Source organism: Hydrogenophaga sp. PML113 (genome assembly GCF_001777155.1).
Lineage (GTDB): Bacteria > Pseudomonadota > Gammaproteobacteria > Burkholderiales > Burkholderiaceae_C > Hydrogenophaga > Hydrogenophaga borbori.
The window spans coordinates 682211-696957 of the sequence record NZ_MIYM01000001.1; the positions used below are offsets into that span (position 1 = coordinate 682211).

The 14747-nt window shown below is 68.5% G+C and carries 14 protein-coding genes; 12 read left to right on the top strand and 2 right to left on the bottom strand.

Features of this window, described 5'->3' with window-relative positions:
- Window positions 1–408: 408 nt before the first annotated feature.
- From proV to proX, 3 genes are read left to right on the top strand one after another with little or no spacing between them, the layout of a single operon-like run.
- Window positions 409–1608 carry a glycine betaine/L-proline ABC transporter ATP-binding protein ProV gene (gene proV, locus BHU06_RS03140; protein ID WP_070397659.1) on the top strand — a complete coding sequence of 400 codons (1200 nt, stop codon included), beginning with the start codon at window positions 409–411 and terminating at the stop codon, window positions 1606–1608.
- Between the two features lie 13 nt (window positions 1609–1621).
- The gene (gene proW, locus BHU06_RS03145) at window positions 1622–2800 is read left to right on the top strand and encodes a glycine betaine/L-proline ABC transporter permease ProW (protein ID WP_070397660.1); all 1179 of its coding nucleotides are present in this window, start codon (window positions 1622–1624) and stop codon (window positions 2798–2800) included.
- On the top strand, window positions 2797–3819 hold the full coding sequence (proX, locus tag BHU06_RS03150) for a glycine betaine/L-proline ABC transporter substrate-binding protein ProX (RefSeq protein WP_070397661.1): 1023 nt from the start codon (window positions 2797–2799) through the stop codon (window positions 3817–3819). The genes proW and proX overlap by 4 nt, the downstream gene beginning before the upstream one ends.
- 33 nt (window positions 3820–3852) lie before the next feature.
- Here proX and nth read toward each other — a convergent pair whose 3' ends face one another.
- A complete protein-coding gene (nth, locus tag BHU06_RS03155) occupies window positions 3853–4488 on the bottom strand; it encodes an endonuclease III (protein WP_070397662.1) in 636 nt (211 codons plus the stop codon).
- A gap of 118 nt (window positions 4489–4606) precedes the next feature.
- Between nth and BHU06_RS03160 the strand changes: the two genes are divergently transcribed.
- The gene (locus BHU06_RS03160) at window positions 4607–5797 is read left to right on the top strand and encodes a PLP-dependent aminotransferase family protein (RefSeq protein ID WP_070397780.1); all 1191 of its coding nucleotides are present in this window, start codon (window positions 4607–4609) and stop codon (window positions 5795–5797) included.
- 1 nt (window position 5798) lies between these two features.
- Window positions 5799–6707 (top strand): alpha/beta fold hydrolase, encoded by a 909-nt coding sequence (locus tag BHU06_RS03165; protein ID WP_083292850.1) that lies wholly within the window; start codon window positions 5799–5801, stop codon window positions 6705–6707.
- On the opposite strand, the gene BHU06_RS03170 is transcribed toward BHU06_RS03165, so the two are convergent.
- Window positions 6680–7288, bottom strand: a complete 609-nt coding sequence (locus BHU06_RS03170; RefSeq protein ID WP_070397663.1) for a 3'-5' exonuclease — start codon at window positions 7286–7288, stop codon at window positions 6680–6682. The two genes, BHU06_RS03165 and BHU06_RS03170, sit on opposite strands and share 28 nt — an antisense overlap.
- A 50-nt stretch (window positions 7289–7338) precedes the next feature.
- On the opposite strand from BHU06_RS03170, the gene uvrB reads away from it, so the two are divergent.
- From uvrB to hscA, 7 genes are all read left to right on the top strand, one after another.
- Complete coding sequence (uvrB, locus tag BHU06_RS03175) at window positions 7339–9435, top strand: excinuclease ABC subunit UvrB (protein ID WP_070397664.1); 2097 nt, start codon at window positions 7339–7341, stop codon at window positions 9433–9435.
- A gap of 252 nt (window positions 9436–9687) precedes the next feature.
- Entirely contained in the window at window positions 9688–10224 is a 537-nt protein-coding gene (iscR, locus tag BHU06_RS03180; protein WP_070397665.1) for a Fe-S cluster assembly transcriptional regulator IscR, read from the top strand.
- A gap of 76 nt (window positions 10225–10300) precedes the next feature.
- Window positions 10301–11518, top strand: a complete 1218-nt coding sequence (locus tag BHU06_RS03185; RefSeq protein WP_070397666.1) for an IscS subfamily cysteine desulfurase — start codon at window positions 10301–10303, stop codon at window positions 11516–11518.
- 16 nt (window positions 11519–11534) lie between these two features.
- Entirely contained in the window at window positions 11535–11921 is a 387-nt protein-coding gene (iscU, locus tag BHU06_RS03190) for a Fe-S cluster assembly scaffold IscU (protein ID WP_070397667.1), read from the top strand.
- A gap of 4 nt (window positions 11922–11925) precedes the next feature.
- Window positions 11926–12249, top strand: a complete 324-nt coding sequence (gene iscA, locus BHU06_RS03195) for an iron-sulfur cluster assembly protein IscA (RefSeq protein ID WP_070397668.1) — start codon at window positions 11926–11928, stop codon at window positions 12247–12249.
- 56 nt (window positions 12250–12305) lie between these two features.
- Complete coding sequence (hscB, locus tag BHU06_RS03200) at window positions 12306–12824, top strand: Fe-S protein assembly co-chaperone HscB (protein ID WP_070397669.1); 519 nt, start codon at window positions 12306–12308, stop codon at window positions 12822–12824.
- A gap of 42 nt (window positions 12825–12866) precedes the next feature.
- A complete protein-coding gene (hscA, locus tag BHU06_RS03205) occupies window positions 12867–14741 on the top strand; it encodes a Fe-S protein assembly chaperone HscA (RefSeq protein WP_070397670.1) in 1875 nt (624 codons plus the stop codon).
- Window positions 14742–14747 lie beyond the last annotated feature (6 nt).

Consider the following 14747-nt stretch of genomic DNA (forward strand, 5'->3'; position numbering starts at 1 on the left):
GGGCTTTTTGTTTTCCGATGCGGGCCGTTGCCAGCCGATGCCAATGGTCTGGCTTGACTCGCATAGATCAAAAAGTTACAATCCTCGCTTCCCTAACAGTCAACAAGACATGTTGACGCACCGGGCGCTACTCGCGGATCGACCTGAATCCCGTCGCGGCGCTGGTGATACCCCGCCGGGCCTTGCCCGGCACCGGCTGGATTCCAGCCAACTGCCGCCGCGTCGCGCCACCTCGTTCACGCCCCTCGACCAGGCCCGCTGAACGGCTCCCCCTGGCGTGCACAGGCGCTGCATGCGTCGTGCTTCGTCGTCTTCAGTGCCTGCTGCGTGGCTGCGGTCCGCGGCCGCCTGCGCGTTTGTCCCCAGGCGGCCATTGCCCAAAGCCCACCCACAAGGAGGCCCGCCGCAATGGCAAAAGACATTCAGATCGACCACGTGTTCAAGGTCTTCGGCGACGAGCCGCAGGCCGCGCTCGCCCTGGTGCGAGAGGGACGCAGCAAGCAGGAAATCCTGGCCGAGACGGGCCAGTCCATCGGCGTCTTCGACGCGCACTTCAGCATCCAGGCCGGCGAGATCTTCGTGATCATGGGCCTGTCGGGCTCCGGCAAGTCCACGCTGGTGCGCCTGCTCAACCGGCTCATCGAGCCCAGCGCCGGCCGGGTCGTGATCGACGGCCGCAACATCTTCGAGCACAGCGACCGCGAGCTGCGTGCCCTGCGCCGCAAGGACATCAGCATGGTGTTCCAGTCCTTCGCGCTGATGCCGCACATGACGGTGCGCGACAACACCGCTTTCGGGCTGGAGCTGGCGGGCGTGGACAAGGCCACGCGCCTGGCCCAGGCCGACGAGGCCCTCTCGCAGGTGGGCCTCGCCGGCTGGGGCGACAGCTACCCCGACGAGCTGTCTGGCGGCATGCAGCAGCGCGTGGGCCTGGCGCGCGCGCTGGCCAGCGACCCGTCCATCCTGCTGATGGACGAAGCCTTCTCGGCGCTGGACCCGATCATCCGCACCGACATGCAGAGCGAGCTGCTGCGTCTGCAGGAGGTCAAGCGCCGCACCATCGTCTTCATCTCGCACGACCTGGACGAGGCCATGCGCATCGGCGACCGCATCGCCATCATGAAAGATGGCCAGGTGGTGCAGGTGGGCACGCCCGAGGAGATCCTGCGCGAACCGGCCGACGACTACGTGCGCAACTTCGTGCGCGGCGTGGACGCGGCGGCCGTGTTCAAGGCCGGCGACATCGCGCGCCGCAGCCAGGTGGTGGTGGCCGAAAGCCCCACGCGCGGCGCGCGTGCGGCCTTGTCCATGCTGGAGCAGCAGGACCGGGAGTACGCCTTCGTGGTGTGCACGCAGGAGCGCTTCCAGGGCATGGTGTCCGTGGAGTCGCTGCGCGCCGCGCTCAAGGGGCACGAGGGCCCGCTGGGCCTGCAGCACGCCTTCCTGCCCGGCGTGCAGGCGCTGGAGGCCGGGCACCCCGTCAATGAACTGTTCGGCCAGGTGGCGCAAGCACCCTGGCCGCTGCCGGTGGTGGGCGCAAACGGCCGGTACGTCGGCGCCATCAGCAAGACCACGCTGCTGCGGTTCATGGACCGTGGCGGCGAGTGAGAAAGGAGCAGCGATGCAGGACACGACCCCCATTTCCCCGAACGACATCCCGCTCGCGCAGGCCGACGCCGCCGCGACCGACCCCTGGGCCTCCGCCGCGCCCGCGGCTGAGCCCCAGGGGTCGGTCGCGGCGCCGGCCGGCGACGCCTGGTCCACCAGCACGCAAGCCTCGGGTGGCGACTGGTTGAACGTCGCGCCGGCCGATGCCGCCGCCGCGCCCGGCGCGGACGGCTTTCACCTCAGCCAGCTCTGGGACGGCAGCCTGCCCGTGCAGGACTGGATCAACAGCGGCCTGGGCTGGGCCGTGGACCATTTCCGGCCCTTCTTCCAGGCCGTGCGCGGCCCCATCGACGCCACGCTGGGCGGCGTGGAAGCCGCCTTGCTGGCCGTGCCGGTGCCGGTGATGGTGGCCCTGCTGGGCCTGATCGCCTGGCAGTGCGCGGGTCGCGGCGTGGCCATCGGCGCGGTGGTCTCGCTGCTGCTGGTGTCGACGCTGGGCATCTGGCCCGAGGCCATGGTCACGCTCTCGCTGGTGCTGACCTCGCTGGCCTTCTGTGTGCTGATCGGCCTGCCGCTGGGGGTGCTCCTGGCGGCCAACGACCGCGCCCAGCGTGTCGTGCGGCCCGTGCTCGACGCGATGCAGACCACGCCGGCCTTCGTCTACCTGGTGCCGGTGGTGATGCTGTTCGGCATCGGCAACGTGCCCGGCGTGATCGTCACCATCGTGTTCGCGCTGCCGCCGCTGGTGCGCCTGACCACGCTGGGCATCCGCCAGGTGCGGCCCGACCTGATCGAAGCCGCCCAGGCCTACGGCGCTTCGCCCTGGCAGATGCTGACCAAGGTGCAGCTGCCCCTGGCCATGCCCTCGATCATGGCGGGCGTCAACCAGGCGCTGATGCTGTCGCTGTCCATGGTGGTGATCGCTTCCATGATCGCGGTGGGCGGCCTGGGCCAGATGGTGCTGCGCGGCATCGGCCGCCTGGACATGGGCCTGGCCACGGTCGGCGGCCTGGGCATCGTGCTGCTGGCCATCACGCTGGACCGCATCACCCAGGCCATGGGCCAGCCGCGCCGCGGCGCGCGCCACTGGTGGCAGACCGGGCCTGTGGGCCTGGTGCTGCGGCTGGCGCGAAGCCGCCGTCACCCTTCACTTTCTTCCTCCAACGACCTCACCCAAGGAGAAACCGCATGAACGTTCCATTCCACCGATTCACGCTGTGGCGCAAGCTCTTCGCCGCCGGCCTGGTGGCCGCCACGGCGGCCACCGCCATCGCCCAGGACCTGCCCGGCAAGGGCGTCGTGGTCAAGCCGGTGAAGAGCTCCATCGCTGAAGAAACCTTCCAGACCCTGCTGGTGGGTCGCGCGCTGCAGAAGCTGGGCTATGAGGTGCAGCCGATCAGCGAGGTGGAGTACGCCACCGCCCACGTGGCCCTGGCCAACGGCGACGCCACCTACCTGGCCAGCCACTGGGACCCGCTGCACGCCGACTTCTACAAGAACGCCGGCGGCGACGCCAAGCTCTCGCGCACCGGCGCCTACTCGCCCGGCGCGGCCCAGGGCTACCTGATCGACAAGAAGACGGCCGACGCCCACAAGATCACCAACGTCGCACAGCTGCAGAAGCCCGAGATCGCCAAGCTCTTCGACGCCGACGGCGATGGCAAGGCCGACCTGACCGGCTGCAACCCCGGCTGGGGTTGCGAGGCCGTCATCGAACACCAGCTCACGGCCTACAAACTGCGCGACACCGTGCGCCACGTGCAGGGCAGCTACTCGGCGCTGATCGCCGACACCATCACCCGCTACAAGCAGGGCAAGCCCATCCTGTACTACACCTGGACGCCCTACTGGGTGAGCGGCGTGCTGCGCCCGGGTCAGGACGTGGTGTGGCTGCAGGTGCCGTTCTCCTCGCTGCCCGGCGAGCAGGCCAAGCTGGACACCAAGCTGCCCAATGGCCAGAACTACGGCTTCGTCATCAACACGCAGCGCATCGTGGCCAACCGCGCCTTCGTGGAGAAAAACCCGGCCGCGGGCAAGCTGTTCGAGGTGATGAAGCTGTCGGTGGGCGACATCAATGCCCAGAACCTGCGCATGCGCGACGGTGAGAACAAGCCGGCCGACATCGAGCGCCACGTCGACGCCTGGATCAAGGCCAACCAGAAGACCTTCGACGGCTGGATCGCCGAGGCGAAGGCGGCGGCCAAGGGCTGAGCCCCGCTGTCGGGCGCGGGCTTGACGCCAGCGTCAACCCGCCGTCTTGGGCGTGAAGTCGCAGTACGCCGCCACCGCGCAGCGGTGGCACTGCGGCTTGCGCGCCAGGCACACGTAGCGCCCGTGCAGGATGAGCCAGTGGTGCGAATCCACCGCGTACTCGGGCGGCACGCGCTTCATCAGCGCCAGTTCCACGGCCAGCGGGGTCTTGCCCGGCGCCAGGCCGGTGCGGTTGCTGACGCGAAAGATGTGCGTGTCCACCGCCATGGTGGGCTCGCCGAAGGCCACGTTGAGCACCACGTTGGCCGTCTTGCGGCCCACGCCGGGCAGGGCCTCCAGCGCCTCGCGCGTGCGTGGCACCTCGCCGCCGTGGCGCTCCACCAGGATGCGGCAGGTCTCCATGAGGTGTCGGGCCTTGCTGCGGAACAGGCCGATGGTCTTGATGTAGCCCTCCAGCCCCTGCAGCCCCAGGGCCAAGATGGCCTGCGGCGTATTGGCCACGGGGAACAGCTGGCGCGTGGCCTTGTTGACGCTCACGTCGGTGGCTTGGGCCGACAGCAGCACGGCGGCCAGCAGCTCGAAGACGGTGGTGTATTCCAGCTCCGACTGGGGGCTGGGGTTGCTCGCCTTCAGGGTGGCGAAGAAGGGTTCGATCAGCTCGCGCTTCATGGGCGCGCAGTCTATCCATCCCTCCGAGGGTTTGCCCGGGGCCGATGCGCGGCGCGCGGTTTTGGTGACAATGCGCCATTCCGATCCGACCCCACCCCCCGTCCGCATGAGCCACACCATTCCCTTCGCCGATCGCCTGAACAACGTCGAAACCTCCGCCATCCGCGAGCTGTTCAAGCTGCTCGGCAAGCCCGGCATCATCAGTTTCGCGGGCGGGTTTCCCGACAGCGCCCTGTTCGACGTCGACGGCATCCGCGAGGCCGTGAACGCCGCGTTGAGCGAAGAGCCCGGCGCCACCCTGCAGTACGGCGCCACCGAGGGCCACCAGCCCCTGCGCGAGCAGTTGGCCGCCTTCATGGCCAGCAAGGGCGTGCGCGGGCTCGCCGCCAGCGACCTGATCGTCACCACCGGCAGCCAGCAGGCGCTGGACCTGCTGGGCAAGACGCTCGTGTCGCCCGGCGACAAGGTGATCGTCGAAGGCCCCACCTTCCTGGCCACCATCCAGTGCTTCCGCCTGTACGGCGCCGACCTGGTCACCGTACCCGTGGACGGGCAGGGCGCCCAGACCGATCGGCTGGAGCAACTCATCGCCGAGCACAAGCCCAAGTTCGTCTACCTCATCCCCACCTTCGGCAACCCCAGCGGCGCCATGATGAGCCTGGAGCGCCGCAAGGCCGTGCTGCGGATGGCGGTCAAGCACGGCACCCTGATCGTGGAAGACGACCCCTACGGCGACCTGTACTTCGGCGAAGCGCCGCCGCCCAGCCTGCTGGCCCTGGCCGACGAGGTGCCCGGCGCGCGCGACGTCCTGGTGCACTGCGGTTCGCTGAGCAAGGTGCTCAGCCCCGGCCTGCGCGTGGGCTGGATGGTGGGGCCGGCCGAATTGCTGGCCAAGGCCACCATGTGCAAGCAGTTCAGCGACGCCCACACCAGCACCTTTGCCCAGGCCACGGCGGCCCAGTACCTCAAGGCCGGTCGCATGCCCGCCACGCTGTCGCGCGTGCGTCGCGTCTACGCCGAGCGTGCCGCCACCATGACGGCCGCGCTGCGGCGCGAACTGGGAGACGCGATCGACTTCGTCGCGCCCCAGGGCGGTTTGTTCGTGTGGGCCTGGCTCACCGGCGCGGGCGGCAAGGTGGCCGACGGCGCGGTCTTCGCGAAGAAGGCCATCGAGCAGGGCGTGGCCTTCGTGCCAGGCGCCCCGTTCTTCGCCACCGACCCGGTGCACGCCACGCTGCGCCTGAGCTTCGCCACCGCGCCGCTGGACAAGATCGAAGAAGGCATTCAACGGTTGGGCAAAGCCTTGTGACATGAACACCACCACCACCGCTCCCCGGGTCGCCGGGGCCGACGACGGTCCCGAGACACAACCGGGTCCTGTGCCCGAACTGGTGATCGACGACGTCGACGTCTTCATCGATGGCGTGGGGCCCCAGACGGTGGTGATGGTGCATGGCTGGCCCGACACGCCCGCGCTGTGGGACGGCACCGTGGCCGCCTTGGTGCCCGACTGGCGCTGCGTGCGCTTCCATCTGCCGGGCTTCGACCTGGCGCGCGGCCCCCGGCCCATGAGCCAGAGCGACATCGTCGCGCTCATCGCGCGCATCGTGGACGCCGTGAGCCCCGACCAGCGCGTGACCCTGCTGCTGCACGACTGGGGCTGCGCCTTCGGCTACACCTACGCCAAGCGCCACTCCGAGCGCGTGGCGCGCATCGTGGCGCTGGACATCGGCGACGTGGGCTCGCGCGACTACTTCGAATCCCTGGGCTGGCGCGAGAAGCTCATGATCGCGGGCTACCAGCTCTGGTTGGCCACCGCCTGGTCACTGGGCCCGCGTGCGCCCGGCCTGGCCAACCGCATGACGCGCTGGATGGCGCGCCGGATCGGCTGCCGCAACGACCCAGCCCTGATCGGCTGGGAGATGAACTACCCCTACGCCATGCGCTGGTTCAATGCCTTCGGCGGTCTGCGCGGCGCGGGCCAGGCCGAGCGGCTGATCGACGAGCAGCTGCCGGGCCTGTTCGTCTATGGCCGGCGCAAGCCCTTCATGTTCCATTCCAGCCGCTGGGTGCGCCACCTCAACCGCACCACCGGCTGCGCGGCCAAGTCGCTGGACACGGGGCACTGGATCATGAAACAGAAGCCGGCCGAGTTCCACGCCGTGCTCAAGGACTGGCTGGCCAACGTGACTCAGCCCGCCTCCACCCCCAAGGCCTGAGCCACCCGGAACGCCGCCCAGGCGTCGTTGGCCGCGTAGAGCAGCTGCGCTTCGCTCAGGCTGGCGGCGGCCCAGTTGCTGGTGGCGGCCTTCTTGCTCTTGGCGAAGCGCTGGCCGAACAGCACCGCCACGGCGGCGCGCACGCCCATGTCCTTGCGGTAACCCTGGGCGCGGAAGAGGGCGTTGAGTTCGATCACGCCCGCGGGTTCGATGCCCAGCTTGGCGCGCACCCGCAGGTTGTCGTCGCGCAGGCCGAAGCCCGCCTTGGCGTGCGCCGGGTGGGCCAGCAGGGCCGCCACCGCCGCGCGGCAGCCCGGGTCGGCCAGCTGGAACACCCAGGCGCGCTCGGCGATGGCCAGTTGCACCACGTGCGGGCCGTCAGACACCTGGTCCTTGAAGAAGGTGGGCTTGGATTCTGTGTCGAAGCCCCAGACCGGGTGAGCGGCCAGCGCGGCGGCGGCGTCGCGGGCGCCGTCGGCGCTGCGCACCAGCGCGATGCGCGCGAGGTCCAGCGGCGGGAAGGGGGGTAGGGCGTCGATGGCGTCCTTGTCGGGCGTGGGTCGGGTTTCGCGCGCGGTCATGGGGCGCCAGCATAGCCGCCAGGGCCATCGCGTTCCGGCACAATTTCCCGATGACCACCCCCCTGCTGCAGGAAGTGGCGAGCGAGGCCCCCACCCCGGGCGAGTTCGTGCGCTTCCCCAACTCCCCTTTCGAGCTGTTCCTGCCCTACCCGCCGGCCGGGGACCAGCCCGAGGCGATCGACCAGCTCGTCGAAGGCATCAACGACGGCGAGGTTTTCCAGACCCTGCTGGGCGTGACCGGCTCGGGCAAGACCTTCACCATGGCCAACGTGATCGCGCGCGTTGGCCGCCCGGCCATCGTGTTCGCGCCCAACAAGACCCTGGCCGCCCAGCTCTACAGCGAGTTCCGCGAGTTCTTCCCGAAGAACGCGGTCGAGTACTTCGTCAGCTATTACGACTACTACCAGCCCGAGGCCTATGTGCCGCAGCGCGACCTGTTCATCGAGAAGGACAGCGCGATCAACGAGCACATCGAGCAGATGCGCCTGAGCTGCACCAAAAGCATCCTGGAGCGGCGCGACGTGCTCATCGTGGCCACGGTCTCCGCCATCTACGGCATCGGCAAGCCCGAGAGCTACCACCAGATGGTGATGACCCTGCGCGTGGGCGACAAGATTGGCCAGCGCGACGCCATTGCCCAGCTGGTCCGCATGCAGTACACGCGCAACGAAACCGACTTCGGCCGCGGCAAGTTCCGCGTGCGCGGCGACACCATCGATGTCTTCCCGGCCGAACACTCCGAGATGGCGATCCGCATCGAGCTGTTCGACGACGAGATCGAAAGCCTGCAGCTGTTCGATCCGCTCACCGGCAAGGTGCGCCAGAAGATCCCGCGCTTCACCGTTTTCCCCAGCAGCCACTACGTGACCCCGCGCGAGCAGGTGCTGCAGGCGGTGGAGACCATCAAGCTCGAACTCGACCAGCGCCTGAAGGAATTGGTGGGCATGGGCAAGCTGGTGGAGGCGCAGCGCCTGGAGCAGCGCACCCGGTTCGACCTGGAGATGCTGAGCGAGGTGGGCCACTGCAAGGGCATCGAGAACTACACGCGCCACCTGTCGCAGGCGCGCCCGGGCGATCCGCCGTCTACCCTGACCGACTACCTGCCGCGCGACGCGGTGATGTTCCTGGACGAAAGCCACGTGCTGATCGGCCAGCTCGGCGGCATGTACAACGGCGACCGCGCCCGCAAAACCACGCTGGTGGAGTACGGCTTTCGCCTGCCCAGCGCGCTGGACAACCGGCCGCTGAAGTTCGAGGAGTTCGAGCAGCGCATGCGCCAGGTGGTGTTCGTCTCGGCCACACCGGCTGACTACGAAAAGACCCACGCCAGCAAGGTGGTCGAGCAGCTGGTGCGGCCCACCGGCCTGGTCGATCCGGAGCTGGAGGTGCGCCCCGCCATGCACCAGGTGGACGACGTGCTGCAGGAGATCCGCCTGCGCGTGCAGCGCCAGGAGCGCGTGCTCATCACCACGCTCACCAAGCGCATGGCCGAGCAGCTCACCGACTACCTGACCGAGAACGGCGTGAAGGTGCGCTACCTGCACAGCGACATCGACACGGTCGAGCGCGTGGAGATCCTCCGCGACCTGCGCCTGGGCGCCTTCGACGTGCTGGTGGGCATCAACCTGCTGCGCGAGGGCCTGGACATTCCGGAGGTCTCGCTGGTCGCCATCCTGGACGCGGACAAGGAGGGCTTCCTGCGCTCCGAGCGCAGCCTGATCCAGACCATCGGCCGCGCCGCGCGCAACCTCAACGGCAAGGCCATCCTCTACGCCGACCAGATCACCGACTCCATGAAGGCGGCCATCGGCGAAACCGAGCGCCGCCGCGCCAAGCAGATCGCGCACAACGCGGCGCACGGCATCGAGCCGCGCAGCGTGAACAAGCGCATCAAGGACCTGATCGACGGCGTCTACAGCGAGAAGGCGGGCAAGGAGGCCGACCGCCTGGCCGCCGAAAGCGCCGCCCGCGCCGAGCTTGAGGAAATGAGCGAGAAGGACGTGGCCCGGGAAATCAAGCGGCTGGAAAAGCTCATGCTGGAGCACGCCCGCAACCTGGAGTTCGAGAAGGCCGCCCAGGTGCGCGACCAACTCGCCGAGCTCAAGGCCCGGGTGTTCGGGTCCACCGGGCACGACAGCGCGGCCTGAACGTTTTCGTGGCAAGCCGACTCCCAGAATCCGGGGGGTGTGCCCGGGCGCCTGTCCACTGGCACAAACCCCATGCCGGTACAATGCCGAGCAAATCGCTCAGCTTTTGGGCTATAATTCGACAAAATTAGTCGGGAAACCCCGCGACAGCAACAGACCCTCAAGGGTCGGGGCGGGTGGAGGAGGGGTTCGCCACGGCGGATGCCCGGCGGGCCTTGCCACGAAGGTCAAGCAACACAATAGGAGCTTGCAATGCGCCTCACGACGAAGGGCCGCTTCGCGGTCACAGCCATGATCGATCTGGCCCTGCGCCAGAACAACGGTCCGGTCACGCTGGCGGCTATCAGCCAGCGGCAGCAGATTTCCTTGTCCTATCTCGAGCAGCTGTTCGGCAAGCTGCGCCGGCACCAGCTGGTGGAGTCCACCCGCGGGCCGGGTGGTGGCTACACCCTGGGCCGCAAGGCGGGCGAAATCACCGTGGCCGACATCATCGTGTCGGTGGACGAGCCGATCGATGCCACCCAATGCGGCGGCAAGGAGAACTGCCTGGGCGAAGGCCAGCGCTGCATGACGCACGAGCTCTGGGCCCAGCTCAATGCCCGCATGGTCGATTTCCTGGATTCGGTGACGCTGCAGTCGCTGGTGGACGAGCAGCTCGCCAAGGGCGTGGTGGTGGAGAACGCGCCCATGATCAAGCGCGCCATTTCCAGCACGCCGGTGGTCAAGCCCATCCGCGTGAACGCGCCGAACTCCGTGTTCGCCCTCGGAGGCGCCGCGCTCTCGAAGTGAATCCGGCCCGCGGGGCTGGCGGCGTGTTGGCCGCCGGCCTCGCCAGCCCTTGTCCAACGCCAGACAGAACAAGCCCATGAGCACCCCGCACTTTCCCATCTACATGGACTACAGCGCCACCAGCCCGGTCGATCCGCGCGTGGTGGACGCCATGATTCCCTGGTTGCGCGAGCACTTCGGCAATCCCGCGTCGCGCAGCCACGCCTGGGGCTGGGAGGCGGAGAAGGCGGTGGAGACCGCGCGCGAGCAGGTGGCCGCGCTGATCGGCGCCGACCCGCGCGAGATCGTCTGGACCAGCGGCGCGACGGAATCGAACAACCTCGCGCTCAAGGGCGCGGCGAACTTCTATAAGGGCAAGGGGAAGCACCTCATCACGGTGAAAACCGAGCACAAGGCCGTGCTGGACACCATGCGCGAGTTGGAGCGCCAGGGCTTCGAGGTCACCTACCTCGACGTACAGGCCGACGGCCTGGTCGACCTGGAGGCTTTCAAGGCGGCGATCCGCCCGGACACCATCCTGGCCTCGGTCATGTTCGTGAACAACGAGATCGGCGTCATCCAGGACATCGCTGCCTTGGGCGCCATCTGCCGCGAGAAGGGCGTGATCTTCCACGTCGATGGCGCGCAGGCCACGGGCCGCGTCGATATCGACCTGCAGAGCCTGCCGGTGGACCTGATGAGTCTGACCGCGCACAAGACCTACGGCCCCAAGGGCATCGGCGCGCTGTACGTTCGCCGCAAGCCGCGCGTGCGCATCGAGGCGCAGATGCACGGCGGCGGCCACGAGCGCGGCATGCGTTCGGGCACGCTGGCCACGCACCAGATCGTGGGCATGGGCGAGGCCTACCGCATCGCCAAGGCCGAGATGCACGAAGAGAACAAGCGCATCCAGGCCCTGCACGACCGCCTGGTCAATGGCCTGAAGGACATCGAGGAGGTGTTCATCAACGGCAACGAGGCGCGCCGTATCCCGCACAACCTCAACATGAGCTTCAACTACGTCGAGGGCGAGTCGCTGATCATGGGCATCAAGGGCCTCGCGGTGTCCTCGGGCTCGGCCTGCACCTCGGCCAGCCTGGAGCCCAGCTACGTGCTGCGCGCCCTGGGCCGCAGCGACGAACTCGCGCACAGCAGCCTGCGCATGACCATCGGCCGCTGGACGACCGAAGAAGAGATCGACTACGCGATCGCGACGATCAAGGAGAACGTCGCCAAGCTGCGTGAACTGTCACCCTTGTGGGAAATGTTCAAGGATGGCGTCGACCTGTCGACCATCCAGTGGGCGGCCCACTGATCCGAAGGAGAACAACATGGCCTATTCCGAAAAAGTCGTTGACCACTACGAAAACCCCCGCAACGTCGGTTCCTTCGACAAGGGCGACGAGACGGTTGGCACTGGCATGGTAGGTGCGCCGGCCTGTGGCGACGTGATGAAGCTGCAGATCAAGGTGAACCCGGCCACCGGCGTGATCGAGGACGCGCGCTTCAAGACCTACGGCTGCGGCTCGGCCATCGCCTCGAGCTCGTTGGTGACCGAGTGGGTCAAGGGCAAGACGCTCGACGAAGCCGCCGCGCTCAAGAACAGCCAGATCGCCGAGGAGCTTGCGCTGCCGCCGGTGAAGATCCACTGCTCCATCCTGGCCGAGGACGCCATCAAGGCGGCCGTGGACGACTACCGCAAGAAGCACGCGAACTGATCCCATGGCCGTCACGATTTCCGAAGCTGCGGCGCGCCACGTCACGCGCTACATCGCCAAGCGCGGCAAGGGCGTGGGCGTGCGTCTGGGCGTCAAGACCACCGGCTGTTCGGGCCTGGCCTACAAGCTGGAGTACGCCGACGAGATCGCCCCCGAGGACGTGGTGTTCGAGGACAACGGCGTGAAGGTGCTGGTCGACCCGAAAAGCATGCCTTACATCGACGGCACGCAACTCGACTTCGTGCGCGAAGGCCTCAACGAGGGCTTCAAGTTCAACAACCCCAACGAACGGGACCGCTGCGGCTGTGGCGAGAGCTTCAGAATCTGAGCGATGAGGTCTCGAATCGACCGCCCGGCGCAGGCCTCGGCGGTCTTTCTTTTTCCATGAACCTGCAATCCAGCGACTTCGAGCTCTTCGGCCTGCCCGAGTCCTTCGCCATCGACCGCGCCGCGCTCGACGCGCGCTGGAAGGACCTGCAGCGCCAGGCCCATCCCGACCGCAACGCGCACGCCGATCCGGCCACGCAGCGCCAGGCCATGCAATGGTCGGTGCGCATCAACGAGGCCTACCAGCGCCTGAAGGACCCGCTGCGCCGCGCGGCCTACCTGTGCGAGCGGCGCGGCGCCCCGATCGAGGCCGAGAACAACACCGCCATGCCGGCCGACTTCCTCATGCAGCAGATGCAGTGGCGCGAGTCGCTCGACGAGACCGAGGGCGTGGAGGCGCTGGAGGCCCTGGCCGACGAGGTGGCCGAGGCGAGGCGCGCGCGCGTCGAGGCCTTGCGCGCCGCGCTGGACGAGCGGGGTGACGCGCCGGAGGCCGCGCGTCAAGTCAGAGCCCTCATGTTCATTGAGCGCTTTGCCAGCGACGTGGAGGATCGGCTCGATCAGCGGGGACAATAAGCGGCTCCCGTTCCCGCGATACCGACACGACAGACAACCCCGATGGCGCTCCTGCAGATTTCCGAACCCGGCCAGTCCCTTGACCCGCACCAGCGCCGGGTGGCGGTCGGCATCGACCTCGGCACCACGCATTCCCTGGTGGCCGCGGTGCGGCATGGCGTGGCGGAATGCCTGCCCGACGAGCAAGGCCGCGTGATCCTGCCCAGCGTGGTGCGTTACCTCCCGGCCTCGGCCGGCGGTTCGGGTCGCCAGATCGGGCACGACGCGCTGGCCGCGCAGGTGGACGACCCGGCCAACACCATCAGCTCGGTCAAGCGCCTCATGGGCCGCCGGCGCGACCAGGTGGTCGACGTGGACCGGCTGGCCTATGCGGTGGTCGACCAGGACGGCATGGCCCAGATCGACACCGTGGCCGGCCGCAAGACCCCCATGGAGGTGAGCGCGGAGATCCTGGCCACATTGCGCTACCGCGCCGAGGACAGCTTCGCCGACGACCTGTTCGGCGCCGTCATCACCGTGCCCGCGTACTTCGACGACGCGCAGCGCCAGGCCACCAAGGACGCCGCGAAGCTGGCCGGCATCGAGGTGCTGCGCCTCATCAACGAGCCCACGGCCGCGGCCATCGCCTACGGCCTGGACAACGGCGCCGAGGGCGTTTACGCGGTCTACGACCTGGGCGGGGGCACCTTCGACATTTCCATCCTGCGCCTCACGCGCGGCGTGTTCGAGGTGCTGGCCACGGGCGGCGACTCCGCGCTCGGGGGCGACGACTACGACCAGGCGCTCGCGGCCTGGGTGCTGCAGCGCCAAGGCATGGCGATCGAATCGCTGGACGCCTCCGCGCGCGCGGCGCTGCACAAGGAGGCGCGGCGCGTGAAGGAGGCCCTGTCGGCCGACGCTCAGGTGCCGTTCCGCGCCACGCTGGCGGGCCGCGTGGTGGAGCAAAGCGTGACCGCCGCCGATTTCGAGGCTTGCACCGAGCCGCTCACGGCCCGCACCATGGCCGCCGTGCGCAAGGCCCTGCGCGACGCGCGCACGTCCAAGGACGAGGTGAAGGGCGTTGTGATGGTGGGCGGCTCCACGCGCATGCCGGTGATCCGCCGCACGGTGGGCAGCTTCTTCGGCACCGAACCCCTGGTGAACCTCAACCCGGACGAGGTCGTCGCGCTGGGCGCGGCGATCCAGGCCAACGCCCTGGCTGGCAACAGCAAGGACGGCGACCTGCTCCTGCTCGACGTGATCCCGCTGTCGCTGGGCATCGAGACCATGGGTGGTCTGGTCGAGCGCATCGTGCCGCGCAACAGCAGCATCCCCACCGCGCGCGGGCAGGACTTCACCACCTACCAGGACGGCCAGACCGCGCTGGCGCTGCACGTGGTGCAGGGTGAGCGCGATCTGGTGGCCGACTGCCGCAGCCTCGCGCGTTTCACGCTGCGCGGCATCCCGCCCATGGCGGCGGGCGCGGCGCGCATCCGCGTCACCTTCACCGTCGATGCCGACGGCCTGCTCGCCGTGGCCGCGAAAGAGCTGACCTCGGGTGTCGAGGCCAGCATCGACGTCAAGCCGTCCTACGGGTTGAGCGACGAGCAGATTGCCCGCATGCTGCAGGACAGTTTCGCCACCGCTCAGCAGGACATGCAGGCCCGCGCCCTGGTCGAGGCCCGCGTCGACGCCGACCGCCTGCTGCTGGCCACCCATTCCGCGCTCGCGGCCGATGGCGATCTGCTGCGGGCCGACGAGCGCGATGCGATCGACGCCCTCATGGCCGCCCTGCGAACCACCGCCGAGGGCGAGGACGCCGCCGCCATCGAGGCCGCGATCGAGGCGCTGGCCAAGGGCACCGAGTCCTTCGCCGCCGAGCGCATGAACCGCGGCATTCAGCAGGCCCTGTCCGGCAAGAAGATCGAAGAAGTCTGAGTCCAA